Source organism: Rhizobium sp. PAMB 3174 (assembly GCF_052908375.1).
Map to the genome: position 1 here is coordinate 4,083,569 of NZ_CM128608.1, position 26,041 is coordinate 4,109,609.

Consider the following 26,041-nt stretch of genomic DNA (forward strand, 5'->3'; position numbering starts at 1 on the left):
TATAGTCAGCCCCGACGATGGAAAGCAACGCGGAAAATGTGAACGAACAGCCGGTCTTTGCGGCCGTGCTCATGCCCTATCGCTCGCTTGGCGGCAAAGGGTTCAGGGTGCTCCTGACCCTGACTTTCGCCATGCTGGCGCTGCAGGCGGCTCTCTTCATGACGACCGGCGCCTGGCCGGTGGTGATGTTCTGCGGGCTCGATTTCCTGCTGCTCTACGGCGCCTTCTGGTTGAGCTACCGCTCCGGCCGGGCGCGCGAGGAGGTCAGCGTGTCACGCACCGATCTTTCCATCCGCAAGTTCTCGCCGTCGGGCCGGATGCGCGCCCAATATCGTTTCAATCCGTTCTGGGCGAAGTTCCGCGTCGACCGTCACGAGGAGTTCGGCATCCTGTCGATGCATGTGAGCGGCGAGGGACGGGCAACCGATATCGGCTCCTGCCTCAATCCGGAAGATCGCGAGAGCTTTGCCAAGGCTTTCAAGGGGGCGCTGGCGACCGTGAAGCGGCGGCTTTGAGCTATTTTCATCTTTGCAGGAATCGGGTGGCTGGCAAGGCCAGGCCGTGGTCTGATCGGACACGATCAGGAGATTTGCCATGACCATGAAGATCGCGAAGGCGCAGGACATCACGCCGGACGGAACAGACTATGAGACTGTCTGCCGCGTCATCGAAATGCTGACGGAAGAGTATCAGGAACAGCCGTCACTGGAGGCGATCGCGGTGCGCCTCAAACAGTCGCCGACGCAATTGCAGAAGACGTTCACGCGCTGGGCGGGGCTTTCGCCGAAAGCCTTCCTGCAGGCGGTCACGCTCGACAATGCCAAGCGGCTGCTCGGCGACGAGGGCATGCCGCTTCTGGAGACGTCGATCGAGCTCGGTCTGTCTGGACCGGGCCGCCTGCACGACCTGTTCGTCACGCATGAGGCGATGTCGCCGGGCGAATGGAAGGCGAAAGGTGGCGGTCTGGTCATGCGCTACGGCTATCATCCGTCTCCATTCGGCCTGGCCTTGATCTTCGTGACCGATCGCGGCCTTGCCGGGCTTGCTTTTGCCGATGCGGGCGGGGAGAGAGACTGTTTCGACGACATGGCGCGGCGTTGGCCGAACGCGCGTTTCGTCGAGGATTCGGGTGCCACGGCGCCTTATGCCGCCCGCGTGTTCAACCCGTCCGCCTGGACCGGCGAGCAGCCGCTGCGCGTCGTGCTGATCGGGACCGATTTCCAGATCCGCGTCTGGGAGAGCCTGTTGAAGATCCCCTTCGGCAAGGCGGTGACCTACAAGGACGTCGCCGGCGACATTGGCCAGCCGAAGGCGTCGCGGGCCGTCGGGGCCGCAATCGGCCGCAATCCGATCTCCTTCGTCGTCCCCTGCCACCGTGCACTCGGCAAGGGCGGGGCGCTGACCGGCTATCACTGGGGGCTGACCCGCAAGCGGGCGATCCTCGGCTGGGAAGCGGCGCAGTCGAAGACCGGCTAACCGTCAGGGTTCAGGCTGCTTCGTCTTTTTCCGCCAGCGCCAGAAGGCCGCGTGCGGCCGCTTCGTCGGTCACCAATGTGTTGCAGCCGATGCGCTTGATGGTAGCGCGGATTGCCTGGGCGCGTCTGGCGCCGCCCGAAGCAAGCACGACATGCTTCGCCTTGCGGATGCTGTCGAGGCCGACGGCCATGACGCGTCGGTTCAGCGGATGGTCGATGGAATTGCCCTCGGCATCGAGGAAGTTGAACATCGTGTCGCAGACGCATCCGGCAGCGATCAGCTCCTCCCGGTCCTTCTCGGTGATGAAGCGCTCGGACTGGGAGGTCGAATGCGGGCCGATATCGCCACAGCTGACGATCGCCAGATCGAGTTCTTCTGCGAGCCGATAGATTTCCGCCAGTCCGCATTCCTCGATGAGGCTGCGGCGGGTCTCGGGGGAATCGACCAGGAGCGGCGACAGGAACATGTAGCATTCGGCGCCGAGCTGGCTGGCGAGCTGCCATGTGTAGTCGATCGGATTGTTGAGGTGGACGGCGACGACACCACCCAGAAGCGAAACGACGCGACAGTTTTCCCGGCGCGGCGGATGAAAGCTCGCCAGCGAGGCGGTCATCGTGCGACCCCAGCCGGTGCCGATAGTGCAGTTGTCGGTGATCACTTCCGACAGAAACTGGCCGAGCGCCAGGCCGACATTCTTGGCGATGGCATCGGCGCTCGCCTTGGCCGGGGAGGGAACGACGAGGGCTTCGTCGAGGCCATAGAGGCGCTCCAGCTTGATGGCGAGCTCGACGCAGTCATCGACGCCCTCCTTGATCCAGATCTGCACCTCGCCGCGCTTGACCGCTTCGTCCAGCATGCGGATGACCGTGGTGCGGCTGATGGAAAGCTGGTCGGCAACTTCCTTCTGCGTCATGCCCTGATTGTAATAGAGCCAGGCGGCGCGCAGCCGCAGGGATCCCGTCTCGGTATAGGCCTGATGGGTGCCGCGTCTCAGCTTGACCACTTTGCGGAGTCCTCGTTCATTTCACAGCCGCGGGCGAGCCGCGAAGAAGTTTCCGGGATAATCGTGCATTTGCGACTTATGTCAACATGGATGGACAAATGTCGCTTGACTTTCTTGCGTCCTCGCGGTGATAGTCCGGCCTATCGCAGTCAGCTGTCGTACCTTTGCCCTTGTCTCGTCCTTTTGGGACATTAGCTATTGAGTGAAGACGGCGCGAACAGGAAGAGAGAGATTATGGCATCCAAGCTAGAACAACTGCGCGCAATGACGACGGTGGTGGCGGATACCGGCGACTTTGAAGCCGTGGCCCGCCTGCAGCCTGTCGATTGCACGACCAACCCGACCCTGGTGCTGAAGGCGCTTTCGACGCCGGCATTCGCCGAGACGCTTGCTGAGGCGGTCAGCTGGGGCAAGAAGCAGGGCGGCCAGGACGAAGCTGTCGTCGCGGCGGTGGCCGATCGTCTCGCCATTTCCGTCGGCGCGAAGCTGGTCGAACTGGTCCCGGGCCGCGTCTCGACCGAAGTCGACGCCGACCTGTCCTTCGATACCGAAGGCTCTATCACCAAAGCCCGGCAGATCATCGCGGCTTACAAGGAACGCGGCATCGAGAAGGACCGCATCCTCATCAAGCTGGCCTCCACCTGGGAAGGCATCCGCGCGGCGGAGGTCCTCCAGAAGGAAGGCATCGACTGCAACCTGACGCTGCTGTTCTCGAAGGCCCAGGCCATCGCTTGCGCCGAAGCCAATGTATTCCTTATCTCGCCCTTCGTCGGTCGTATCCTTGATTGGTACAAGAAGTCGACGGGCAAGGATTACACCGCAGAGACCGATCCCGGCGTCGTTTCCGTCAAGGCGATCTACAACTACTACAAGGCGAACGGCATCAACACGATCGTCATGGGTGCTTCCTTCCGCAACACCGGCGAGATCGAAGCGCTGGCAGGCTGCGATCGCCTGACGATCAGCCCGCAGCTGATGGACGAGCTGGCTGCCGACGACGGCAAGCTGGAAAAGGTCCTCTCTGCATCGGACGCCAAGGACGAGCCGCTGGTCTCGCTCGACGAGAAGGCGTTCCGCTGGATGATGAACGAAGACCCGATGGCTACCGAGAAGCTGGCGGAAGGCATCCGCTCCTTCGCCAAGGACCTCGGCTCCCTGCGTGACATCGTTCGCAAGGAACTGCAGGCCGCTGCCGCCTGACGGGCTTCCCGCTCCATGGATTTTTTGAAGGCCGGGCGTCATGCGTTCCGGCCTTTTTGCTGCCGATACGCCATCTGGCACCGCCTCATTCCCGCCCGACGGGTCATCCCGGATGATTTTCCCGGGTTAATGTTACGGCAACCAATCCCTTCAACGCCTCCTTAAGCATTCGGAAACACCAAACGGATACGGTGGGTTATCCATTTTTGCGCGTTGGAGTGGAGTTTGATGACGGAGCAGTTGGCGTGAAAGCCATCTTGCGCATTTTCCGGATTCCCCGGAAGGTTCTCTTCATCATCGGAGGTCTTGGGCTTCTCGGTGGTGTCGCGAGCGCGGCTGCCTATGTCTATCTCCATCAGGAAATGTTCTTTGGACCGTCGGAGGAAACGCTGAACGGTCTTGCCTGTACTCCCGTCAAGACATTCAACATCAAGCAGGACAACCGCTACTGGATTCGCGCCTTCATCAAGACGGCGCCGACGGACGGGCCGATGCGCGTCAAGACGGCGCTGCGGGTCGCCAAGGCCATCATCGAGGAGAAGCACCCCGACCTTGTTCAGGTGGTCGTGCTTGACGAGCACGGTCCTGAACAGCGGGCGGAGATGCGCGGCCGGGCGGTCGGCGCGGACGTCGTCTTCATCGCTCATCCCGAAAAGATCCCCGATTACAACGCGCAAGGGGGCTTTACGGCAAAATATATCGATGGAACGGCCAATGCCGACGGCGATTTCTACGGCAACAAGATCGTCGTGCCGAAGGAGGAGATCGACAGGATCACGTCCCTGTTCGACAAGATCGAAGGCTGTGTCGATCCGGAAGAGGCCGACAAGAAGTCCGGCGGCGGCGGACATGGCGCGGCCCCTGCCGCCGATCATGGCGGCGGTGGCAAGGCGGAGGGCGATCACGGGGAAAGCGCGCCTGAAGGCGAGGGTCACGGCTCCGACCAGAAGGACGGTGGCGGCCATGGCGGCGGCGATTCCGAAACGCCGGTCGCGTCAGCGGAGGAGCCGTCCTTCTTCTCGAAGATGCTGAGCATGGTTGGCCTTGGTTCCGACAGTCCGGCGGAAGGCGGTCATGGCGAGGGCACCGAGGCAGTCGCCAGCCATGACGCCGAAGGCGGTGGCCATGGGGATGCGGGCGCGAGCGGGCACGGTGCTGCAGCTGCCGCTGAAACCGGCCATGAGGCGGCCCCGGCCGGCCATGGCGAGGCCGGTGTGGCTGTCGCCAGCGAGAGCCCGGCTGATGGAGGCCATGGAGAGACGAATTCAGGCGGACATGGCGTTGCTGCCGAAGCGCCGGTCGTGGCGCATGATGAGCCCACCGGGCACGAGGATAAACCCGCCGGGAATGCCGATGCCGGTCATGGCGGCGGCGATAGCGCAACTGGACATGAGACTGCCTCGGGCGAGCACGGCGAGCCGGCGCATGCCACCTCGGTCGCAGAAGAGGCGCCGGCCGATACCAAGCATGGTCCCGCAAGCCAGGAGGCAGGACATGCGCCTGCCGTCGCGGAAGAGGGTGGCCACGGATCGCAGCCGGGGGAAACGCACGCCGAGGCAGCCGTCGAGGATGACGGTCATGGAGCCGCGCCGACAATCGATGCCGAGGCGGTCACGGGTGCTGCCGGGATCGGCGAAGACCCGCACGGTTCGGCTGAAAAGCCGCTCGTAAAGCATACAGAGGAGGAAGAAGGAGGAGACCACAAACCGGCCGGTCACTGATCCCGACGCCATTTCAACGCGCAGGCGAACGGATCGTAGGGCCGGCTTCAGGCATGAGAGCGGGGCGGAGTGATACCGACCCGCTCTCATGCATCTTGCAAACAATTCCGCTCAGTCTGCCTTCTGGCGACGGGCCGGGAAGAGGATGACGTCGCGGATCGACGGTGCATCGGTCAGAAGCATGATGAGGCGATCGATTCCGATGCCGAGACCGCCGGCCGGGGGCATGCCCTGGTCGATGGCGTCGAGGAACTCGTCGTCGAGCTGCTTTTCCTTCTCGCCGCGGGCATGGGCCTGCTCGAGCTGCTCGACCATGCGACGACGCTGCTCTTCCGGGTCATTGAGCTCGGAGAAGGCGTTGCCGAGTTCCCACGCATTGCAATAGGTCTCGAAGCGTTCGACGAGGCGCGGTTCGCCCGGCACTTCCTTGGCAAAGGGCGAGATGTCCTTCGGGAAATGGGTGACGTGCGCCGGCTGGATCAGCGTGCCTTCCACCTTCTCCTCGAAGATGAAGGCGAGGCACTCGCCCCAGGTCCAGTCCTTCTCGACTTCGAAGCCGGCGGCCTTGGCGGCGGCGCGGGCCTCTTCGTCGGTCTTGATCGCCAGGAAATCGATGCCGGTGACGTCCTTGACGGCGTCGGGCATCGGCACGCGGCGGAACGGACCCTTGAAGGAGATGTCCTTGTCGCCGTAGCGGAACTCCGTCGATCCGTGGATGTTCATCGCCAGATGACCGAACAGACGCTCGACGAGGCCCATGATGTCCTCGTAGTCGGCATAGGCCCAGTAGCATTCCATCATCGTGAATTCGGGATTGTGGCGGGTCGACACACCTTCGTTGCGGAAGTTGCGGTTGACCTCGAACACCTTGTCCGTCAGCCCCGAGACCAGCGTACGCTTCAGGAACAGTTCCGGCGCGATGCGCAGGTACATGTCGAGCTTCAGCGTGTTGTGGTGGGTCTTGAAGGGCTCGGCCGTGGCGCCGCCGTAGACCGAATGCAGCATCGGCGTCTCGACTTCGAGGAAGCCTTCTTCCTCCATGAAGCGGCGGACGCCGGAGACGATCTTCGAGCGCTGGCGGAAGCGCAGCTTCGAGTCGTCATTGGTCATGATGTCGAGGTGGCGCTTGCGATAGCGCGTCTCGATGTCGGACACGCCGTGCCACTTTTCCGGCATCGGCAGCAGCGCCTTGGTCAGCATGGTGATTTCATGGGCGTTGACCGTCAGCTCGCCGCGCTTGGTGCGGCGGACTTCGCCCTTGACCCCGATGATGTCGCCGAGATCGATCATCGGCAGCAGCGCGCGAGCCTCTTCCGGGGTCATGTCCTTGTGCGAGAAGATCTGCACCTTGCCGGAGGCGTCGCGGATGTCCATGAACATGCCGGAGTTGCGCGACGAGTACACACGGCCGGCGACGGTCACGATGTCACCGGTCTCAGTGTCCGGCTCGATGCCCGCATATTTTTCCACCAGTTCCGCATTGCTCATCGTGCGATGGAAATGGGCCGGATAGACGTCGCCGATCTGCTCGCGAAGCATTTTCAGCTTCTGGGCGCGAACCTCCGTCACGTCGGAGGAGAGGGCGGTTTCCTTGGTCTGATCGGTCATGATTCTTATCCGTTGTTCTTCTTGTCCGCTTCGATGCCCGCCTTGACGGCGACAGCGGCCTGTTTCAGGCGCTGGCGCACCACGGAGCGGCCGAGGATCGCCATGGAATCAAACAGCGGCAGCGAGCGCGACGAGCCGGAGACGGCGATGAACAGCGGGGCGAGAACGTCGCGCAGCTTCCTCTCCATCCGGTCGGCGACGGCGCGAAGCTCGGCTTCGATCGCTTCCTGGTTCCATTCGAAGATCTTGTCGAGATCGGCCTGCGCCGTTTCCAGGATCACCTGAACGTCGGCGAGCGGGACCTTCTTGATGTTGGCGAAGTCGGCTGCCGTCAGGCCGAGATCGCCCTTCAGCAGGAAGCCGGTGAGGCCGGGCAGATCGGAGAGCTTCTCGATACGCGACTGGGCAAGCTTCATGCCCTCCATGAAGCGATCGTTTTCCTGTGCCCAGTTCAGCACGCGGCCGACGAACTCCTCGGTCGAGATGCCTTCGCGCAGCCAGCGGCCGTTCAGCCAGTCGAGCTTCTGGATGTCGAAGATGGCGCCGGCCTTGTTGAGGCTTTCCGGATCGAACTTCTCCGCCAGCTGGTCCATCGTCATCAGTTCGTCGCCTTCGGCGATCTGGATGAAGAAGAGGCCGAGGAAGTTCATCAGCGCTTCCGGCATGTAGCCGAGCGCGGAGTAGTAGGAGATCGAGGTCGGGTTACGGCGCTTCGACAGCTTCGACTTGTCGGCGTTGCGCATCAGCGACAGGTGCATGAAGACCGGCGGCTCGAGACCCAGGTAGCGATAGAGCAGGATGTGCTTCGGCACGGATGCCAGCCACTCCTCGCCGCGCGCGACGTGGGTGATCTTCATCAGATGGTCGTCGACGACGTTCGCCATGTGGTAGGTCGGCATGCCGTCGGCCTTCAGCAGCACCTGCATGTCGACCGATTCCCACGGGATCGAAACGTCGCCATAGACGCCGTCGTGGAATTCGCAGGCACCTTCGGTCGGGATCTTCATGCGAACGACGGACGGTTCGCCGGCGGCCATGCGGCTCGTGACTTCCTCGGCCGTCAGGTTGAGGCATCGGCCGTCATACTTCGGCTGCTGGCCGGCGGCGCGCTGGGCAGCGCGCATCTCGTCCAGGCGCTCCGGCGTGCAGAAACAGCGGAAGCCGTGACCGGCGGACACGATCTTTTCGACATAATCGCCGTAGATGTGCTTGCGGTCCGACTGGCGGTAAGGGCCGTAAGGGCCACCGACATCGGGGCCTTCCTTCCATTCAAGCCCGCACCATTTCAGCGCGTCCAGCACCTTCTGCTCAAATTCGGGCGTCGAGCGTGTGGCGTCGGTATCCTCGATGCGGAGGATGAAGTCGCCGCCATGCTTCTTGGCGAAGAGATAGTTGAAGAGCGCGATATAAGCGGTGCCGACATGGGGTTCGCCGGTGGGCGAAGGAGCAATGCGGACGCGGACGTTGGACGTGGTCATCTTTTCAAGGTGCCTGTGCTGACATGCAAAATCGGCCCCGCTGACATGAGGCCGACTTTTGTCGACCGCAGCGCGGCGCCGGTTTCCGGTGATCATTGCCGCCAGCGTGCCGCAATCGCCGCACGTCGGGCGCATGTATGTTCGGCAGGCCTTAGGCCATATTCAGTCAGGCACGTCAAGGGTAAGGCGAAGGTCGCCGCGCGGTGGGGCCAAGTTGCGGCCGCGTTCAGGCTCCGGCGAGCTCGATCACCGGCACATTGCGGTGATGGCGAAAGTCGATGGCAGTTGTGGGATCCTGGAGGAAACGCGGACCGATGCGCCGCACATCCTGCTCGGCCCGGGTCAGATCCGAAGGCCGGCTTTCGATGGGGCTTGGCGACAGGCTCAGAACCTTGACGGCCGGTGCCATCTTGCGCGCGGGGACCGACGGAATTCCGGCAGCAGCGGATGTGGCGGTCTGCAATTCCGGCTTGATAGGACTGTCCGCGCCGATGGCCCAAGCGCTGAGCGTAACGGTGAGTATGCCGATGGCGATCAGGCCCGTCTGCGTGGCGGTTTCCAGTTCGGGGACGGTCATTTTCCTCTCCAGGTCTTCAAAGCAGAAAGGCTGCAGGGCGGGGGCGGGCCCTGCAGCCTCTCGCTATCGTCAGTACACGCCGACGACAACGTAGGTGTTCGGATCAACAATGACGCGCTGGTCATTCACGAACGCATAGGAATAGGTCGGATCTTCCGGAACCGGCGTCAGGACGACGGTCTGCGGGATCGGCTTGCCGACGACGACAGGCTGCTGGATGACCACCGGCTGCGGCGGTGCGGGCTGCGTCTCGACATAGGTGATGACCTTCTGCGGCGGCGGGTCGATGGCAACGCCGGCAATGGCGCCGACAACGCCACCGACAGCTGCGCCGACCGGACCACCAACGACGGCGCCGGTGACGGCTCCTCCGGCAGCGCCGGTGACCGCGGAATCTGCGGCGAACGTCGTGGTTGCCGTGGCAGTGGCAAGAAGAGCGGCAATAACGATTGTTTTCTTATTCATGGCTCGTTCCTTTCTCGTGAATGCCATGGCCAAGAAACCTGCCGGACGCGTTTTTGTTCCTCAAAAATATTCAGCTGCACTGGATCGAAAAATGAAAACGCCCGCCGAAATGGCGGGCGCAGGTTGATATCCGTGGAGTTTTGCGGGGGCTATTTTTTCTTCAGGCGTGCCTGGCGTGCGAACATGTTGAGCACCTCCACCAGAGCGGAAAACGCCATGGCCGCGTAGATGTAGGCCTTGGGCACGTGGACGCCGAAGCCTTCGGCAATCAGCGTCATGCCGATCATCAGCAGGAAGGCCAGTGCCAGCATGACGATGGTCGGGTTCTTCTCGATGAAATTCGCAAGCGGGGTCGCGGCTGTCATCATGACGGCGACGGCGATGACGACGGCGGCGACCATGATAGGCAGGTGCTGGGTCATGCCGACGGCGGTGATGATGCTGTCGACGGAGAACACCAGATCGAGGAGCAGGATCTGGACGATGGCCGCCGACAATCCGGATGTCGCGGAGCTGGCGATGAAATCGGTCTCGTGGTCGGCCGGGTCGACCGTGTGGTGGATTTCCTTCGTGGCTTTCCAGACCAGGAACAGGCCACCGGCGATCAGGATCATGTCCTTCCACGAGAACCCGTGTCCAAAGGCTTCGAAGACCGGGGTCGTGAGCTTGACGATCCAGGCGACGGTGCCGAGTAGGGCAAGGCGCATGACAAGCGCGAGGCCGATGCCGACACGTCTGGCGGGGCGTCTTTGCGCTTCCGGCAGCTTGTTGGTGAGGATCGAAATGAAGATCAGGTTGTCGATGCCGAGCACGACTTCCATCACCACGAGGGTGATGAGGGCAACCCAGGCGGCAGGGTCCTGGAGAAGGATGACGATACCGTCCATTGGCGATGGTTCCGATTGAGACTTCGCGGCACGTAGGAACTGGACGGCCCCGCTTCAAGGTCGTCCAGGCCTGTCGCCGGCAATATCCCAGCCGTTATTTGGGACAGTAGGCCGCCATGAAGACCCGAACGGCGCCGTCCACGATCTTGTCTATGCGCTGATGGGCGTCGTCCTGGCTGAACTCGCCGAAAATGCGCAGCTTGAACAGGCTGCCGGTCGTCAGGTCCATGAACTGCCAGGATGCCAGCTCGATGTCGTCGATCGCCAGTTTTCCGTCACGAACCTGATGCTCGAAATAGTCCATGAGAACCGTACGGGCATTCTGGGGCGCGCAGGCGAAAAGGCGGCGCGGCAGCTCCGGCATGCTGTCGACCACGCCGATGACGCTGCGCATGGCGCGGATAACGTCCGCGGATGTGAAATGATAGGCGAAGGTCCGGCCGTATGCGGCAAGCGCATCTTCGACATTTGCTTCTTCCGCAAGGGCGAGGCGCATGGATTCGGCCATCTTGCTGCGCTCCCTTTCAATGAGGGAGGCGAACAGGTCTTCCTTGTTCTTGAAATAGACGTAGATGGTGCCCTTCGAAACGCCTGCTTCGCGGGTCACGTCGTTCATGCTTGCAGCGCTGAAGCCCAGCTTCATGAACACGCGCTTGGCGCCGTCCAGAATTTGCTCGCGCTTGACCGGATCCTCGCCGGCCGCCCGGCGGTGAGGGCCGGACAACTGTTCGTCATTTGCCAAAATATCGGTTTCTTCTTTGTACGAGTGCATCTTTCCCGGCACCTTAACCTTTTTCGAACCAAGCGGTTCGATTTGCTCTTGATATGCGACTTTTTTATCTATATGTCAAATCGAACCGAACAGTTTAGTTCGATATCGCCATATTCATTTTCAAGTTGGTTAGAGAGATGTCCACAATGAAGGATGCCCGCTCCGCACGTGTCGTCAAATTGCAGGGCGACTCGGGGCAAGATGCAGACGTTGCCGAAGTCAGCGAGGCCGTGGAGGCCCGCAACACCGAGACCACCCCGGAAATGCGATCGGAAGACGCTTCCAAGGCGGAGGCGACTGCCGCCGCTACGAAGAAGGGCGGCCTGAAGGGCAAGGTCATGCCTGTCCTGCTGGTCGCGCTTCTGGCCGGTGGTGGCTGGTTCGGCTACAACTGGTGGACCCATGGCCGCTTCATGATCTCGACCGACGACGCCTATATTGCGGGCGATATCGCCGTGATCTCGCCGAAGGTCACCGGCTATGTCAAAGACGTCAACGTCAAGGCCAACCAGCTGGTCAAGGCCGGCGAGCCGCTGATCACTCTCGATGACGGAGACTACGCCATCGCCGCCAAGCAGGCGGCTGCGCAGATCGCCACGCAGGAACTGTCGCTCAAGCGCATCGACGCGCAGATCAAGGGGGCGGAAGCCTCGCTGGAACAGGCCAAGGCGCAGAAGCTTGCCGTTCAGGCAACCCTTGAAAATGCGCAGCAGAGTGCAGAACGCGCGACGAAGCTGCAGGCCCAGTCCTTTGCCTCGCAGGCGACGCTCGACTCCGCCTCCACGGCCCTGCAGCAGGCGAAGGCCAACATTGTCGGCGCCGACGCCAACATTGCCGCTGCCGAAGCCAATATCGTCGTTCTCAAGGCACAGCGCGACGAGGCCGCAAGTTCGCTCGCGTCCCTCAGCCTCACCAAGGACAAGGCCGAGCGCGATTTCGGCTTCACGGTCCTGGTCGCACCCTATGACGGTGTGATCGGCAACATGGCCGTCCAGAAGGGCGATCTCGTATCGCCGGGCGCACGTCTTGCCTCGCTCGTTCCGGTCAAGGACCTCTATATCGAGGCGAACTTCAAGGAAACCCAGATCGAGGACCTCCAGCCGGGCGAGAAGGTGAACATCACGGTCGACGCGTTCGAAGACCGGCCGCTGGTCGGAACGGTCGCTTCCGTGGCCCCGGCTTCCGGCTCCGTCTTCTCGATGCTGCCCGCGGAAAACGCCACCGGCAACTTCACCAAGGTCGTCCAACGCGTTCCGGTCCGCATCGCTATCCCGCAGGAAGCGCTCGACAAGGGCTATCTGCGCGCGGGCCTCAGCGTCGTTGTCGACGTCGATTCCCGCACGGCACCCGACAAGGACGCGGCCAAGTAAGGCCCTGGTGACGGAAGATGGCGACCACAGCGAACCCGGCCGCGGCTATGTCCGCGCCCTCCGAAGTCATTGACCCGCGGCGGGCCATCGCGTTCGTCGCGATGGTTTTCGGCATGTTCATGTCGATCCTGGACATCCAGATCGTCTCGGCATCGCTGTCGGAAATCCAAGCGGGCCTTGGCGCCGGATCCGACGAGATCGCCTGGGTCCAGACGTCATACCTGATCGCCGAAGTGGTGATGATCCCGCTTTCCGGCACGCTGGCGCGCATTCTGTCGACGCGCGTTCTCTTCACGTTTTCGGCGGCCGGCTTCACGGCTGCCAGCATCCTCTGCGCCACCGCGACGAACATCGACCAGATGATCGTCTACCGCGCCATCCAGGGCTTCATCGGCGGCGGCATGATCCCGTCGGTGTTCGCGGCCGCCTTCACGATCTTCCCGCCGTCCAAGCGCAATATCGTCTCGCCGATCATCGGCTTGGTCGCCACCATGGCGCCGACCATCGGCCCGACCATCGGCGGCTATCTCAGCCATGTCTTCTCCTGGCACTGGCTGTTCCTGGTCAACGTCATTCCCGGGCTTGCGGTGACGGCTGCCGCCTGGCTGCTGATCGACTTCGACAAGCCGAACCACAGCCTGCTGAAACGGTTCGACTGGCTGGGGCTGGCCTCGATGGCCGTCTTCCTCGGCTCCCTGGAATATGTTCTCGAAGAGGGCAATACCAAGGGCTGGTTCCAGGACGAGCATATCGTCATGGGAACGGTGGCGCTTTTCGTCGGCGCCGCGGTGTTCTTCTACCGGGCATTCAAGGTCGACTTTCCCGTCGTCGACCTGAAGGCGTTCAACAACATGAATTTTGCCGTCGGCTCGCTGTTCTCGTTCATCATGGGCGTCGGCATTTACGGCATGACCTATCTCTATCCGCTCTATCTCGGCCGTATCCGCGGATACGATTCGCTTATGATCGGCGAGACCATGTTCGTTTCGGGTCTGGCGATGTTCGTCGGCGCGCCGCTGTCCGGCATGCTTTCGAGCAAGCTCGATCCGCGCGTGATGATGATGATCGGTTTTGCCGGCTTCGGGGCCTCCACCTACTGGATCACCTACATCACGCCAGACTGGGACTTCTGGGAGCTCTTCATCCCGCAGATCCTGCGCGGCCTGTCGATGATGCTGTGCATGGTGCCGATCAACAACATTGCGCTCGGCACGCTGCCGCCGCAGCGCATCGCCAATGCGTCGGGCCTCTTCAACCTGACGCGAAATCTCGGAGGCGCGGTCGGGCTGGCGCTGATCAACACCACGCTGACCCAACGCACGGACGTCCACTACGCCTACCTGTCCGAGCGTATCAACGCCGGCAACCAGGCAGCACAGAACTGGCTGAGCAGCGTCGGCGCCAATTACAGCAGCTATGGTCTCGACGGTGCCAATATCGCGCTCGAGAAGCTCTCCGGCATCGTCCGGCAACAGGCATGGTTGCTGTCCTTCATGGATGTCTTCATCGGCCTCTCCATGCTCTTCTTCTCCCTGATCTTCCTGGCGATGATCCTGCGCAAGCCCAAGGCTGCCGCTCCTGCTGGGGCCGGACACTGATCCGGCCCTGAATTGGAATAATCGAGATCTTTCAGAGCCTTGAACCTATGTCGCTCGACGGCTGGAAAATTCTGATTTACGTACATCAAAAAAAGCGATAGTCCTCCCTTCCGAGGAGAGGAGTTCCCGTGCGTCCGACCGTTCACGACATTGCCGCGACAGCGGGCGTCAGCCTTGCCACGGTCGACCGGGTGCTCAACAACCGGCCGGGCGTGAAGCGTGCGACGCGCGAGCGGGTGGAAAACGCCATCGGACTTCTGGGCTATGTCCGCGACGTCGCCGCCGCAAACCTCGCCAAGAGCCGCATCTATTCGCTGGCCTTCATTCTTCCGGACGGCGACAACTCGTTCATGGCAGCGCTGGAACAGGCGATCGTCGAGGCCAAGTCGCGCGGGCCGCACGAGCGGACCCGGGTGAGCCTGGTCAAGGTGCCCGCCTTCGACGCGGAGGCACTGGCCAAGGCGCTCGACGCGATCGGCGACGAGGGCGTCGACGGGGTGGCGGCGGTCGCGGTCGACGCGCCTGAAGTGACGGCGGCGGTGGAGCGGCTGAGCGGGAAGGGCATTCCCTTCGTCACACTGGTGTCGGACCTCACGGCTTCGTCGCGGGCGCATTACTGCGGGATCGACAACAGCGCCGCCGGCCGTTGTGCCGCGCGCCTGATCGGACGCTTCGTGTCTTTGCCCGGCGCACCGGTCGCCGTCATTGCCGGCTCCATGCTGGTCAAGGACCATCGCGAGCGCGTCGAGGGCTTCCGAGATGCCATGGCGCGCGACTTTCCGGAGCTTGAGGTTCTGGCTCCGGTCGAGGGGCGGGACGATGGCAATATCGTCTACCGGCAGATCGGCGCGCTCATCGATGCGCGGCCCGACGTCGCCGCGATCTACAGCCTCGGTGCCGGCAATCGCGGTTTTGTCAGGGCGCTGAAGGAGCGTGGGCTCGCCGGCAAGGTGAAGGTCGTCGCCCACGAATTGACGCCGGCGTCGCGCGCTGCGCTCGAGGACGGCACGATCGACGTCATCATCGCTCAGGACCCCGGCCACGAGGTGCGCAGCGCCGTCCGGATTCTGAAGGCCAAGGCCGATGGCCAGCCGGTGATCGACGCGCAGGAAAAGATCGGCATCGACATATTCTTGAAAGACAACCTGCCGTGAGACGGCGGGAGACAAGGGAGGAAAGCATGTATCTGGGACTCGACCTTGGAACATCCGGCGTGAAAGCGATGCTGATCGATGCGTCGCAGAACGTTATCGCGTCGGCGACCGGCTCGCTGGATGTCGCCCGCCGCAATCCCGGCTGGTCGGAGCAGGACCCGGCGGAATGGATCCGCGCCACGCGCGACGCCGTCGCCGGCCTGAAGAAGACGCATGCGGCGGAGCTCGCCGCCGTGAAGGGGATCGGCCTTTCCGGCCAGATGCATGGCGCGACGCTGATCGGCAAGAACGGCGAGGTACTCTATCCCTGCATCCTTTGGAATGACACGCGCTCCTACAAGCAGGCGGCAAAGCTGGACGCCGATCCGATGTTCCGGCGCATCACCGGCAACATCGTCTTTCCGGGCTTCACCGCGCCGAAGCTCGCCTGGATCAAGGACAACGAGCCCGAGATCTTCGCCAAGGTCGACTGTGTCCTCCTGCCGAAGGATTATCTGCGCCTGTGGCTGACGGGCGAGCGCATTTCCGAAATGTCGGATTCGGCCGGGACATCCTGGCTCGATACGGGCAAGCGCCAGTGGTCGAAGGACCTGCTTGCCGCAACCGATCTCGATGAACGGCAGATGCCGAAGCTCGTCGAGGGAACGGAGGTCGGCGGCACGCTGCGCGGCGAACTGGCGGCAGAGTGGGGCATGGCGGGTTCGGTCGTGGTTGCCGGCGGGGCCGGCGACAATGCTGCCTCCGCCTGCGGCATGGGAACGGTGAGCGAAGGCGCGGCTTTCGTCTCGCTCGGAACGTCGGGCGTGCTGTTTGCGGCCAACGCTTCCTACCTGCCGAAACCCGAAAGCGCGGTTCATGCCTTCTGCCACGCGCTGCCGAATACCTGGCACCAGATGGGCGTGATCTTGTCGGCGACCGATGCGCTCAACTGGTATTCCGGCATTGCCGGCCGGTCCGCCGCCGAGCTGACGGCGGAACTCGGAGAGGGACTGAAGGCGCCGACCGGCGTCACCTTCCTGCCATATCTCTCCGGCGAACGGACACCGCACAACGACGCGGTCATCCGTGGCGTGTTCACCGGTCTCGGTCACGAATCGGGCCGCGTGGCGCTGACCCAGGCCGTGCTCGAAGGCGTCACCTTCGCCATACGCGACAATCTCGAGGCGCTGAAATCCGCCGGCACGCAAATCTCTCGGGTTACGGCGATCGGCGGCGGTTCGCGCTCACATTACTGGCTGAAGTCGATCGCGACCGCGCTCGGCGTGCCGGTCGATATTCCCGCCGACGGGGATTTCGGCGCGGCATTCGGTGCGGCCCGGCTCGGCCTGATCGCGGCGACCGGCGCCGATCCGGTGGCGGTCTGCACAGCGCCCGCAACGGCAGCAACCATCGAGCCGGATGGCGCACTCGCCGGCGCATACGAGGAAGCCTACCAGCGCTACCGTTCGCTCTATCCGGCGATCCGGGCGCTGTCCTGAACCAACATCCATCACACCACGAGACCATTTACGGAGGAAAACATCATGAGCACCGGATTTTTCGGCAATATCGCCAAGGTCAAATATGAAGGGCCGGAGAGCACCAATCCGCTCGCCTTCCGGCACTACAATCCCGACGAGGTCGTCCTCGGCAAGCGGATGGAAGACCATCTGCGGTTTGCCGTCGCCTACTGGCATACGCTCGCCTGGGAAGGAGGCGACCCGTTCGGTGGGCGCACCTTCGACCGTCCCTGGTATGGCGACGGCATGGCAAAGGCGAAGCTGAAGGCCGATGTCGCCTTCGAACTCTTCGATCTGCTCGGCGCGCCCTATTACTGCTTCCACGACGCCGATGTGCGTCCGGAAGGCGCGACGTTTGCCGAGAACACGAATAACCTCAACGAGATCGTCGACTACTTCGCCGAAAAGCAGGCCGCGACCGGCGTCAAACTTCTGTGGGGTACGGCGAACCTCTTCTCCAACCGTCGATTCATGTCCGGCGCATCGACCAATCCGGATCCGGACGTCTTCGCCTACTCGGCCGCGACCATCAAGACCTGCATGGACGCGACGATGAAGCTCGGCGGCGAAAACTACGTGCTGTGGGGCGGCCGTGAAGGCTACGAGACCCTGCTCAACACCGACCTGAAGCGTGAGCTCGACCAGATGGCGCGCATGCTGCACATGGTCGTCGAATACAAGCACAAGATCGGCTTCAAGGGCACGATCCTCGTCGAGCCGAAGCCGCAGGAGCCGACCAAGCACCAGTACGACTACGACGTTGCGACCGTCTACGGCTTCCTGAAGAAGCACGGCCTCGAAAACGAAGTGAAGATGAACATCGAACAGGGCCACGCGATCCTCGCCGGCCACACGTTCGAGCACGAGCTTGCGCTTGCCAACGCGCTCGGCATCTTCGGTTCGATCGACATGAACCGCAACGACTACCAGTCCGGCTGGGATACAGACCAGTTCCCGAACAACGTGCCGGAAATGGCGCTCGCCTATTACCAGGTTCTGCTGGCCGGCGGCTTTACCACCGGTGGCACCAATTTCGACGCCAAGCTGCGCCGCCAGTCGATCGATCCGGAAGACCTGCTCTATGGTCACATCGGCGGCATGGATGCCTGCGCCCGCGGCCTGAAGGCGGCGGCGAAGATGGTCGAGGACGGCGCGCTGTCGAAGCCGCTCGCCGAACGTTACGCCGGCTGGGAAAGCGAGCGCGCCAAGAAGATGCTGTCGGGCGGCATGTCGCTGGAAGACATTACGGCGATGGTCGAGGCGGAAAACATCAATCCGCAGCCGAAGTCCGGACGCCAGGAGCATCTGGAAAACATCGTCAACCGCTACGTCTGAGGCGATTGCAGGGAAGCGGGAGCCGGCGGATCACCGCCGGCTCCACTCTTTCAGGCCGCTGCTTTCAGGGCGGCGATGTCGCCGCCTTCGAGCGCCGGCAGGTTGGCCTCGATCTTTTCGATCGGCCAGTCCCACCAGGCGATCTCCAGCAGGTCCGCGATGGTTCGGTCGTCGAAGCGCTGGCGGATCATTGTCGCGGGATTGCCGCCGACGATCGCATAGGGCGGAACGTCACGGGTGACGACGGAGCCTGCGGCGACGATGGCGCCGGAGCCGATCGTTACGCCGGGCATGACGATCGCGCCGTAACCGAGCCAGACGTCGTGTCCGATGACCGTGTCGCTGAACGGCAGGTCGAGGTAGTCGGCCATCGTCGACGGGTCGAAGATGCGGAAGGGATAGGTCGTCAGCCCGACCATCGGATGATTGGCAGACGAGGTGATGAACTTTACGCCATTGGCGATCTGGGCGAATTTCCCGATCACCAGCTTCTCCCGGCTGAAGGCGAAGAGATAGGGCGCGATCGCCTCGGCGACGTTGTCCGGAGCCTCGAAGAAGGACGCATAGGAGTAGTCGCCGGCCTCGATGCGCGGGTGATCGATGGCATTCTTCAGATAGACGCTGGTCTTGAGGTTGGTGCCGTCCGGCGTGGTGATGGGAAAGCGTAGAGACTTGTCGAGAAGAGGCATGATGAAAGACCTTTCAATAGCCGTTTGTCAAAGAATCCGCGCCAAAATTTCGTCGCGGTTCCAGCGGATGGTATCGATGCCTTCAGTTGAAGGCCGGTCTTACTTGTTCATGTCCCTGCACTCCCGTTGATGGCGTGAAGATTACGTGAGATATCGCATGTTGACCAGAGCGTAGATCCTTTCGCCGTGAGTGACGGCGGTCCGGAATCCGTGCCGGGGCGGCGAATTTCGAGGCCTTCTGCGACGAAGAACGCATGTTCGAAGGCTGTACAAGCGCCGTACGAGTGTTTTAGAGCATCATCATTTATGTGTGCCCGGTCTCCCAACGGGCGCGACATCGAAGGAACCACATCATGACCATCACCCCCCAGGATCTTCGCCGGGCTTTCCCTGGTGATTTCACATTCGGCGTTGCCACCGCCGCATTCCAGATCGAAGGCGCGGCGAAAGCCGACGGCCGCAAGCCATCCATCTGGGATGCATTCTCCAAGATGCCCGGCCGCGTGTTCGGGCGTCACGACGGCGATGTCGCCTGCGATCACTACAATCGTCTCGAGGAGGATCTCGACCTGATCCAGAGCCTGGGTGTCGAGGCGTATCGCTTCTCCATCGCCTGGCCGCGCATCGTTCCGGAAGGGACGGGCAGGGTGAACGAGGAGGGGCTCGATTTCTACGACCGCCTCGTCGATGGCTGCAAGGCACGCGGCATCAAGACGTTTGCGACGCTCTACCACTGGGACCTGCCGCTGGCCCTGATGGGTGACGGCGGCTGGACGGCGCGGTCGACCGCTTACGCCTTCCAGCGCTACGCCCGCACCGTTATGGCCCGTCTCGGCGACCGTCTCGACGCGGTGGCGACCTTCAACGAACCGTGGTGCTCCGTCTGGCTCAGCCATCTGATGGGCGTTCACGCGCCGGGCGAGAAGAACATGGACGCCGCCCTTCATGCCCTGCACTACACTATGCTGGCGCACGGGCTTGGCATCGAGGCGATCCGGGCGGAGGCGCCGAATGTACCGGCGGGTCTCGTCTTCAATCCGATGGTGACGATTGCCGGCTCCGACAGCGAGACCGACAAGGCGGCCGAGGAGCGGGCATTCCAGTTCCACAACGGCGTCTTCTTCGAGCCGGTCTTCAAGGGCTCCTATCCGGAAGCCTTTATGACGGCGCTCGGCGATCGCATGCCGGAGATCGAAGACGGCGACATGGCGATCATTAGCCAGAAGCTCGACTGGTGGGGCATGAATTACTATACGCCGATGCGCGTTGCCGACGATAGCAGCGACGGCGCGGAATTCCCGGCGGTCAAGTCGGCCCCCTTCGTCAGCAAGACGGTCACCGACATCGGCTGGGAAGTCTACGCCCCGGCGCTGAAGCGTGGCGTCGAGGAACTCTACCGGCGCTACGACCTGCCTGAGATGTACATCACCGAAAACGGCGCCTGCTACAATATGGGTCCGGATGCCGATGGCGTCATCGACGATCAGCCGCGCATCGATTATCTCGCCGCGCACCTGAAGGCGACGGCGGAACTGATCAAGGGCGGCTATCCGATCCGTGGATATTTCGCCTGGTCGCTGATGGACAATTTCGAATGGGCGGAAGGCTATCGCATGCGCTTCGGCATCGTCCATGTCGACTATGAGACGCAGGTCCGCACCGTGAAGAAGAGCGGTGAATGGTTCAAGGCGCTGGTGACGGCGCCGTTGAAAGCGGATGACATGGCCGCCTGATCCGGTCCGTATCGAGGGTTGCCAGGAACCGCCGACTCATGGCCTGTCGCGGTCATGATCAGGTTCCTGGCAATGTCCGGCAGTCTGCGGGCTGCTTCTTCCAACACAGCGCTCCTGAAAGCACTGGCGGTCCATGCGCCGGCCGATGTGGAGATTGAGCTCTGTGACCTGGTCGGTACCTTGCCGATCTTCAATCCGGACCTTGAGGGAGAGAAGACGCCGGCGCCGGTCATCGCGCTGGCCCGGAAAGTGAATGCCGCGGACGGGCTGATCATCGCCTGCCCAGAATATGCCCACGGCATTCCCGGTGGTTTGAAGAACGCGCTCGACTGGCTGGTCAGCCGCGATGAGATCCCTTTCAAGCCCGTGATGCTCGTACATGCATCCCACCGCGGACAGTTCGTGCTGGAGGCACTGAGCGAGGTGTTGCGGACAATGTCGCTTGCGATCGTCGAGGACGCCTTCCTGCAGGTGCCGCTTCTCGGCAAGGCGGAGGCGCTCCGCGACGCGATCCTCTGGGACAACGCGGCGCTCATGAAGGCGAAGCTTGGTGTCTTCGCCGACCTGTGCAGGAAGAGCGCCAATTGAGGCGATTAGTCGAAGCTATAACAACGTGTTAGCACTGCATATTAACCAATCATTCTGTAGTTGCCGCTAATCTGCTCGTCGGATTATCGGGATGCAGCCAGTGAAGTTACTGTTTAGATCTGTCATGAGCGTGAGCGCCCGCGGCCTTGTGGTCGGGACCCTGGCGTCATTCGCGGTCATGGCGGCGGTCGTCGTGCTTCTGGTGGTCACCTCGTTCAAGGACATGGCGACGCATGCCAACGCGCTGGACGACGCACGCTCGCGCGAGACCACCAAGGGCGCACTCGACACGTTCCGCCAGCAGTTGGGGCTGACCCTGAACGATTACGCGGCCTGGGACGATGCGGCGATCAACATCTACACTCGCCCGAACATGTTCTGGGTCATCTCCAATTACGGGGATATGTCCAAGGACAGCGATCTCTTCGACGTCGCCATGGTGATCGACCGGAAGGGCAACTCGGTCCTGTCCTACAAGGACGGATTGCCGGTCAGCATGCCGGTGAACTCCTATTTCGATCCTTCCCTGCAGACCTTGATCGACAAGGCGCAGAACCCGGCGTCCGGCGAGGTTCCGGAAGCCTCCGGCTTCGTGAGGACCGAGATCGGCATTGCTGCGGTCGGCGTTGCCCTGGTGCGCATGAAGGACAACTCGATCGAGGTGCCCCCGGCCGATTACAAGTATCTCATCTTTGCGCGCCACCTCACACAGGAGAAGATCGAGAAGCTTTCCGAAACCTATGTTGTGCAGGGAATGGCGCTTGTCGATCGGGATACGGAGGCCGCCAATCTCGTGGCAATAACCAATGCGGATGGAAACGTCCTCGGCAAGCTGGTCTGGACGTCGCGCCGGCCGGGAGACATGAGCTACAGCCAGATCTGGCCGCGCGTCGTTGCGGCGATGAGCATCGTCGGTGTGTTCTTCGCCCTCCTGTTTTCCGTCGGGTGGATTGCCATTCGCAAGCTGAAGAGCGCCGAGCGGCGTGCATGGCTGATGTCACTTCAGGACCGTCTGAGCGGGCTGTGGAACCGCAGCGGGCTGTTCGGAAAGCTCGATGACCTGATCGAAGAGGCTTCCGTGACGAAGTCGGATGTCCTGTTGATGTATCTGGATCTCGACGGTTTCAAGGGCGTCAATGACAGTTACGGGCATGGCACCGGGGACAAGCTGATCCGCGGAGTGGCCGTCGGCCTGCGCCAGCTGTCGCCAGCCGATGCCGTGATCGGACGTGTCGGCGGCGACGAGTTCGCAATCGCGCTCTGCGCCGACGATGCGGCGCAGGCGGCGGCCGACCTCGGCGATCTCATCCAGCGGTTCTTCGCCGAGCCGCTGCTCATCGACGACCATGTTGCCGTCGTCGGCTGCAGCATCGGCTACGCGATCTCAAGAGCGGGCGCCACGGCGCGCGACGAACTGGTCCGGTTTGCCGATCTCGCCATGTATCGCGCCAAGGAAAGCGGCAAGGGACGGACGATCGCCTATGACGCAACGATGGAGGAAGAGCGCCAGCTGCAGAAGGAGCTCGAACGCGACCTTCAGAAGGCGATCGAGGCAGATGAACTGACGGTCGCCTACCAGCCTCTCGTCAGGGCGCGCGACAGCGAGGTCGTCGGCTTCGAGGCGCTGGCCCGGTGGAACCGCAGGGGATACGGCCCCGTTCGCCCGGACGTGTTCATCAGTGTTGCGGAAACGAGCGGTCTCATTCATGCGCTCGGACGCCAGATCATGCGGCAGGCTTTCACGCAGGCTGCGAAATGGCCGGACAAGAGGATTTCCATCAATATCTCGCCGGTGCAGTTCCGCGATCCCGGCTTCGTCCATACGGTCGCCGGCATGCTGACGGAATCCGGCATGGATGCCGGTCTTGTGTCGCTGGAAATGACGGAAGGCTATCTCGTCCACAACACGGCTCGCGCCCGCGAAACCATCGCCCGCCTTAAGGCGCTCGGCGTGAAGATCGTGCTCGACGATTTCGGCGCCGGCTTCTCCTCGATCGGCTATCTGCGGCAGTTCGGTTTCGACCGTTTGAAGATCGACCGCACGCTGATCACGGCGCTTGACGATGGTCATCGTGCCAAGGAGATGCTTCAGGCGACCGTGGCGCTCGCAAGGTCGCTCGATATCCCGGTGACGGCTGAAGGCATCGAACGGGAAGACCAGGCCGTGATGCTGCGGCTGTTCGGCTGTGACGAGTTCCAGGGCTATTATTTCGGCCGGCCGGTTTCGGCGTCCGAAATCCAGGAGGCACTGGACGCGCCCGGCGGGTCACGCCTCGAGCTTTCCGCCGAGGCCTGACCCGTCAGGACAGTTTCAGATGTCCGTCACGAGCCGAGGTGGCGTTCGCCACGCTTCTTCGCGAGTTCGATCTGGCGCTGCCGCTGGCGATAGCGCAGACGATCCTCTTCGGTGCGTTCCTCGAAGCAGTGCGGGCAGGAGACGCCCGCCTCGTAGTGCTCGGATGCCAAGTCCTCGGGTGTCAGCGGGTGACGGCAGGCATGGCAGAGTGCATGCTCGCCGATCTCCAGGCCGTGGGTCACCGACACGCGGTCGTCGAAGACGAAGCATGCGCCTTCCCACAGGCTTTCCTCCGGCGGCACTTCCTCGAGATATTTGAGGATGCCGCCCTTGAGGTGGTAGACTTCGTCGAAGCCCTGTTCCTTCATGAAGGCGGTCGCCTTCTCGCAGCGGATGCCGCCGGTGCAGTACATGGCGATCTTCGGCTTGTTGTGCAGGCCGGGATTGTTCTTCACCCAGTCGGGAAACTCACGGAACGTCCTGGTCTTCGGATCGACGGCGCCCTTGAAGACGCCGATCGCCGTCTCGTAATCGTTGCGGGTGTCGATGACGATCGTGTCCGGGTCGGAAATCAGTTCGTTCCAGTCCTTGGGCGCCACATAGGTGCCGACAATCTTCAGGGGGTCGATATCCTCGACGCCCATCGTGACGATTTCCTTCTTCAGCCGTACTTTCATGCGCAGGAACGGCATCTTCGTCGCGTGGCTTTCCTTGTGCTCGAGATTGGCGAATTCCGGCTGCGAGCGGATGAAGGCAAGCACATTGGTAACCCCGGCCTTAGGTCCGGCGATGGTGCCGTTGATGCCTTCGCGGGCGAGAAGGAGCGTGCCCTTAACGCCATTTTGCTCGCAGACATCGAGAAGCGGTTCGCGCAGCGTCTCGAAGCGTTCGAACGGAGCGAAATGATAGAGCGCAGCTACAAGGAACGTGTCTTCGCCGGTCATGGTGGTCAGTCTGCCTTCGTTGGTCTTTGCGCGGGAAATACTGCCTGCGGGCCCGCGTTGCAATCGCCAATTCTACCGAGCGCCTGCCGTCAACCCTCGTCCGGCCAGAACGGAACGTCCTGCCCTCGCGCCGTTGCAGCATACCACAGGAGGCCGATGACGCGGCTTTCAACGGCCGGCGGTTCGGGAAACAGCGACGTCGCCAGCGCCACGCAATCGCGCTGCATGGCGAACAGGTTGCGGTTGATCGCCACCTTGAGGTGGATCAGGTCGTCGCCTTCTGCGGGCAGCTTGCCGCCATCGGCAAGCGCCGAGAGGACGGCAAGATCGTTGGCTTCGCCGAGCGCGTCGGCCAGCCGCTTGGCTTCTGTCCGCTTCATCGACAGGGCTGAAGGCCATAGACCGCCAAGCAGCGCGCTCTGGCGCCAGTAATCCTGCACCCGTTTGCGCAGCGCGTGATAGTGCGAAGGGTCCGAACTGTTGCGGCAGTCATCCAGCGCTGCGGCGATCCCGGTCAGCGTCTTTTCCCAGCCGGCGGCGAGGCGGCGGGCGGTCTTCTTGCGCCCGTCGTCCAAGGTCATGTCGCCGACAGCGTCGAGGGCTTCGGCGCAGGCGGACTTGGCCGCTGCAATGCGATCCGCCAGTTCGCTGCCATCGTCTTTCCTGCCGTCGTGCTGTTCGACCAGCGCTTGCCGGATGCGTTCAAGTGCCGCGGCTTCGTCTCCCGAGAGCGCCGACTGGTGCAGGGCGGTGCAGGCGCCGATGATTGCCGCCGAGTCTCGGTAGGGCGACAGGCTTGCGGCGATGTCCCTGAACCGGGCGTTTTCCCGCTTTTGAAACTTGCGCGCATCCGAGGCGACCAGACGGTAAAGGGAGCGGATACGCTTGAAGCAGCGCCTCGCCTGATGGATGCCTGTATCAAGGCTTTCGGGAGGCCCGGAGAGGAGCGCGATCGCCTTGGCGATCTGCTGCCGGGCGACCAGGGCGACTTCATTGCTGAAGGACTTGTCAGGCCGTATTTGATAGCTCATCGGGCAATTCCTCGAGACTTCCGCCCAAAGCCAGCGACTGGTTGGAATAGCGGTGGTCGCCGGTCACCTCGCGTCCCAGCCAGGACGGAAAGGAGGGGACCTGCTTCTCGCTGTCGAGTTCGACTTCAGCGACGACGAGGCCGTCATAGGCACCCGAAAACACGTCGATTTCCCAGGTGAAGCCCTTGTGCCGCACTTCGTAGCGCGTCTTTTCCAGCACATTGCCGATGGCATTCGCCATCAGCTCGCGGCCATCCTTGTAGGGAATGTCATATTCGAATTCGTCGCGGGTTATCGTCCCCGCGCCGATCTTGATCGTCAGTCGCGCCTTCTTGCCGTCGATCAACCGCACCCTCAGCGATCGGCCATCGGAAGTGGCGATGTAGCCCTGGCGAAAACTCTTGCCCTTCTCGGCCGTTTTCCGCCAGTCGTCGTTGAGAACGAGAAACTTGCGCTCGATTTCCTTTGCCATCGCTCCGGTTTGCCTTGCGCTGCACAATGCGGTTACCCTAGACCAAGCTTGGGCGCTAAGGAAGCATCAGTTCCGTCCGCGCCAGCAATTATCTCGACAGGGCGCGCGCACGCCTGTATCAGATGCAAATTCAATCGGTTTAAAG

23 protein-coding genes are annotated in these 26,041 nt (G+C 62.4%); 12 read left to right on the plus strand and 11 right to left on the minus strand.

Annotated elements, in window-relative coordinates:
* Nucleotides 1-17: 17 nt before the first annotated feature.
* Both ACU5AY_RS19490 and ACU5AY_RS19495 read left to right on the plus strand, forming a co-directional pair.
* Nucleotides 18-515 carry a DUF2244 domain-containing protein gene (locus ACU5AY_RS19490; RefSeq protein WP_446827435.1) on the plus strand — a complete coding sequence of 166 codons (498 nt, stop codon included), beginning with the start codon at nt 18-20 and terminating at the stop codon, nt 513-515.
* A 79-nt stretch (nt 516-594) separates the two neighbouring features.
* Entirely contained in the window at nt 595-1,476 is an 882-nt protein-coding gene (locus tag ACU5AY_RS19495) for a methylated-DNA--[protein]-cysteine S-methyltransferase (RefSeq protein ID WP_446827436.1), read from the plus strand.
* Nucleotides 1,477-1,486: 10 nt separating this feature from the next.
* Here ACU5AY_RS19495 and ACU5AY_RS19500 read toward each other — a convergent pair whose 3' ends face one another.
* Nucleotides 1,487-2,479, minus strand: a complete 993-nt coding sequence (locus tag ACU5AY_RS19500; RefSeq protein WP_446827437.1) for a sugar-binding transcriptional regulator — start codon at nt 2,477-2,479, stop codon at nt 1,487-1,489.
* A 234-nt stretch (nt 2,480-2,713) separates the two neighbouring features.
* On the opposite strand from ACU5AY_RS19500, the gene tal reads away from it, so the two are divergent.
* Entirely contained in the window at nt 2,714-3,679 is a 966-nt protein-coding gene (tal, locus tag ACU5AY_RS19505) for a transaldolase (RefSeq protein WP_446827438.1), read from the plus strand.
* 245 nt (nt 3,680-3,924) lie between these two features.
* The gene (locus tag ACU5AY_RS19510) at nt 3,925-5,400 is read left to right on the plus strand and encodes a hypothetical protein (RefSeq protein ID WP_446827439.1); all 1,476 of its coding nucleotides are present in this window, start codon (nt 3,925-3,927) and stop codon (nt 5,398-5,400) included.
* A gap of 111 nt (nt 5,401-5,511) precedes the next feature.
* Here ACU5AY_RS19510 and lysS read toward each other — a convergent pair whose 3' ends face one another.
* The 6 genes from lysS to ACU5AY_RS19540 form a co-directional block, all read right to left on the minus strand.
* Nucleotides 5,512-7,008, minus strand: a complete 1,497-nt coding sequence (gene lysS / locus ACU5AY_RS19515) for a lysine--tRNA ligase (RefSeq protein ID WP_446822705.1) — start codon at nt 7,006-7,008, stop codon at nt 5,512-5,514.
* 5 nt (nt 7,009-7,013) lie between these two features.
* The gene (gene gltX, locus ACU5AY_RS19520; protein ID WP_446827440.1) at nt 7,014-8,486 is read right to left on the minus strand and encodes a glutamate--tRNA ligase; all 1,473 of its coding nucleotides are present in this window, start codon (nt 8,484-8,486) and stop codon (nt 7,014-7,016) included.
* 226 nt (nt 8,487-8,712) lie between these two features.
* Entirely contained in the window at nt 8,713-9,063 is a 351-nt protein-coding gene (locus ACU5AY_RS19525) for a hypothetical protein (RefSeq protein WP_446827441.1), read from the minus strand.
* 69 nt (nt 9,064-9,132) lie between these two features.
* Entirely contained in the window at nt 9,133-9,528 is a 396-nt protein-coding gene (locus ACU5AY_RS19530; RefSeq protein WP_446822708.1) for a DUF1236 domain-containing protein, read from the minus strand.
* Nucleotides 9,529-9,677: 149 nt separating this feature from the next.
* The gene (locus ACU5AY_RS19535) at nt 9,678-10,415 is read right to left on the minus strand and encodes a TerC family protein (RefSeq protein WP_446827442.1); all 738 of its coding nucleotides are present in this window, start codon (nt 10,413-10,415) and stop codon (nt 9,678-9,680) included.
* Between the two features lie 94 nt (nt 10,416-10,509).
* Complete coding sequence (locus ACU5AY_RS19540) at nt 10,510-11,157, minus strand: TetR/AcrR family transcriptional regulator C-terminal domain-containing protein (protein WP_446827443.1); 648 nt, start codon at nt 11,155-11,157, stop codon at nt 10,510-10,512.
* A gap of 167 nt (nt 11,158-11,324) precedes the next feature.
* On the opposite strand from ACU5AY_RS19540, the gene ACU5AY_RS19545 reads away from it, so the two are divergent.
* The 5 genes from ACU5AY_RS19545 to xylA all read left to right on the plus strand — a co-directional run bounded on the left by ACU5AY_RS19545 (nt 11,325) and on the right by xylA (nt 18,143).
* Nucleotides 11,325-12,557 carry an HlyD family secretion protein gene (locus ACU5AY_RS19545; RefSeq protein ID WP_446827444.1) on the plus strand — a complete coding sequence of 411 codons (1,233 nt, stop codon included), beginning with the start codon at nt 11,325-11,327 and terminating at the stop codon, nt 12,555-12,557.
* A 17-nt stretch (nt 12,558-12,574) separates the two neighbouring features.
* Entirely contained in the window at nt 12,575-14,155 is a 1,581-nt protein-coding gene (locus tag ACU5AY_RS19550) for a DHA2 family efflux MFS transporter permease subunit (RefSeq protein WP_446822712.1), read from the plus strand.
* Between the two features lie 128 nt (nt 14,156-14,283).
* Nucleotides 14,284-15,309, plus strand: coding sequence for a LacI family DNA-binding transcriptional regulator (locus ACU5AY_RS19555; protein WP_446827445.1), 1,026 nt, complete (start codon nt 14,284-14,286; stop codon nt 15,307-15,309).
* 26 nt (nt 15,310-15,335) lie between these two features.
* Nucleotides 15,336-16,787: a xylulokinase gene (gene xylB, locus ACU5AY_RS19560; RefSeq protein ID WP_446827446.1), complete on the plus strand. Its 1,452-nt coding sequence runs from the start codon at nt 15,336-15,338 to the stop codon at nt 16,785-16,787.
* Nucleotides 16,788-16,832: 45 nt separating this feature from the next.
* A complete protein-coding gene (gene xylA, locus ACU5AY_RS19565) occupies nt 16,833-18,143 on the plus strand; it encodes a xylose isomerase (RefSeq protein ID WP_446827447.1) in 1,311 nt (436 codons plus the stop codon).
* Nucleotides 18,144-18,193: 50 nt separating this feature from the next.
* Here xylA and ACU5AY_RS19570 read toward each other — a convergent pair whose 3' ends face one another.
* Entirely contained in the window at nt 18,194-18,832 is a 639-nt protein-coding gene (locus ACU5AY_RS19570) for a CatB-related O-acetyltransferase (RefSeq protein WP_446827448.1), read from the minus strand.
* A 353-nt stretch (nt 18,833-19,185) separates the two neighbouring features.
* Here ACU5AY_RS19570 and ACU5AY_RS19575 point away from each other — a divergent pair, with 353 nt between their 5' ends.
* The 3 genes from ACU5AY_RS19575 to ACU5AY_RS19585 all read left to right on the plus strand — a co-directional run bounded on the left by ACU5AY_RS19575 (nt 19,186) and on the right by ACU5AY_RS19585 (nt 23,449).
* Nucleotides 19,186-20,565, plus strand: a complete 1,380-nt coding sequence (locus ACU5AY_RS19575) for a GH1 family beta-glucosidase (RefSeq protein ID WP_446827449.1) — start codon at nt 19,186-19,188, stop codon at nt 20,563-20,565.
* Between the two features lie 72 nt (nt 20,566-20,637).
* A complete protein-coding gene (locus ACU5AY_RS19580; protein WP_446827450.1) occupies nt 20,638-21,153 on the plus strand; it encodes an NADPH-dependent FMN reductase in 516 nt (171 codons plus the stop codon).
* A 124-nt stretch (nt 21,154-21,277) separates the two neighbouring features.
* Nucleotides 21,278-23,449 (plus strand): bifunctional diguanylate cyclase/phosphodiesterase, encoded by a 2,172-nt coding sequence (locus ACU5AY_RS19585; RefSeq protein WP_446827451.1) that lies wholly within the window; start codon nt 21,278-21,280, stop codon nt 23,447-23,449.
* 26 nt (nt 23,450-23,475) lie between these two features.
* Here ACU5AY_RS19585 and trhO read toward each other — a convergent pair whose 3' ends face one another.
* The 3 genes from trhO to ACU5AY_RS19600 all read right to left on the minus strand — a co-directional run bounded on the left by trhO (nt 23,476) and on the right by ACU5AY_RS19600 (nt 25,896).
* On the minus strand, nt 23,476-24,393 hold the full coding sequence (gene trhO, locus ACU5AY_RS19590) for an oxygen-dependent tRNA uridine(34) hydroxylase TrhO (RefSeq protein WP_446827452.1): 918 nt from the start codon (nt 24,391-24,393) through the stop codon (nt 23,476-23,478).
* Nucleotides 24,394-24,482: 89 nt separating this feature from the next.
* Nucleotides 24,483-25,424, minus strand: a complete 942-nt coding sequence (locus ACU5AY_RS19595; RefSeq protein ID WP_446827453.1) for a CHAD domain-containing protein — start codon at nt 25,422-25,424, stop codon at nt 24,483-24,485.
* On the minus strand, nt 25,402-25,896 hold the full coding sequence (locus tag ACU5AY_RS19600; protein WP_446827454.1) for a CYTH domain-containing protein: 495 nt from the start codon (nt 25,894-25,896) through the stop codon (nt 25,402-25,404). The genes ACU5AY_RS19595 and ACU5AY_RS19600 overlap by 23 nt, the downstream gene beginning before the upstream one ends.
* Nucleotides 25,897-26,041 lie beyond the last annotated feature (145 nt).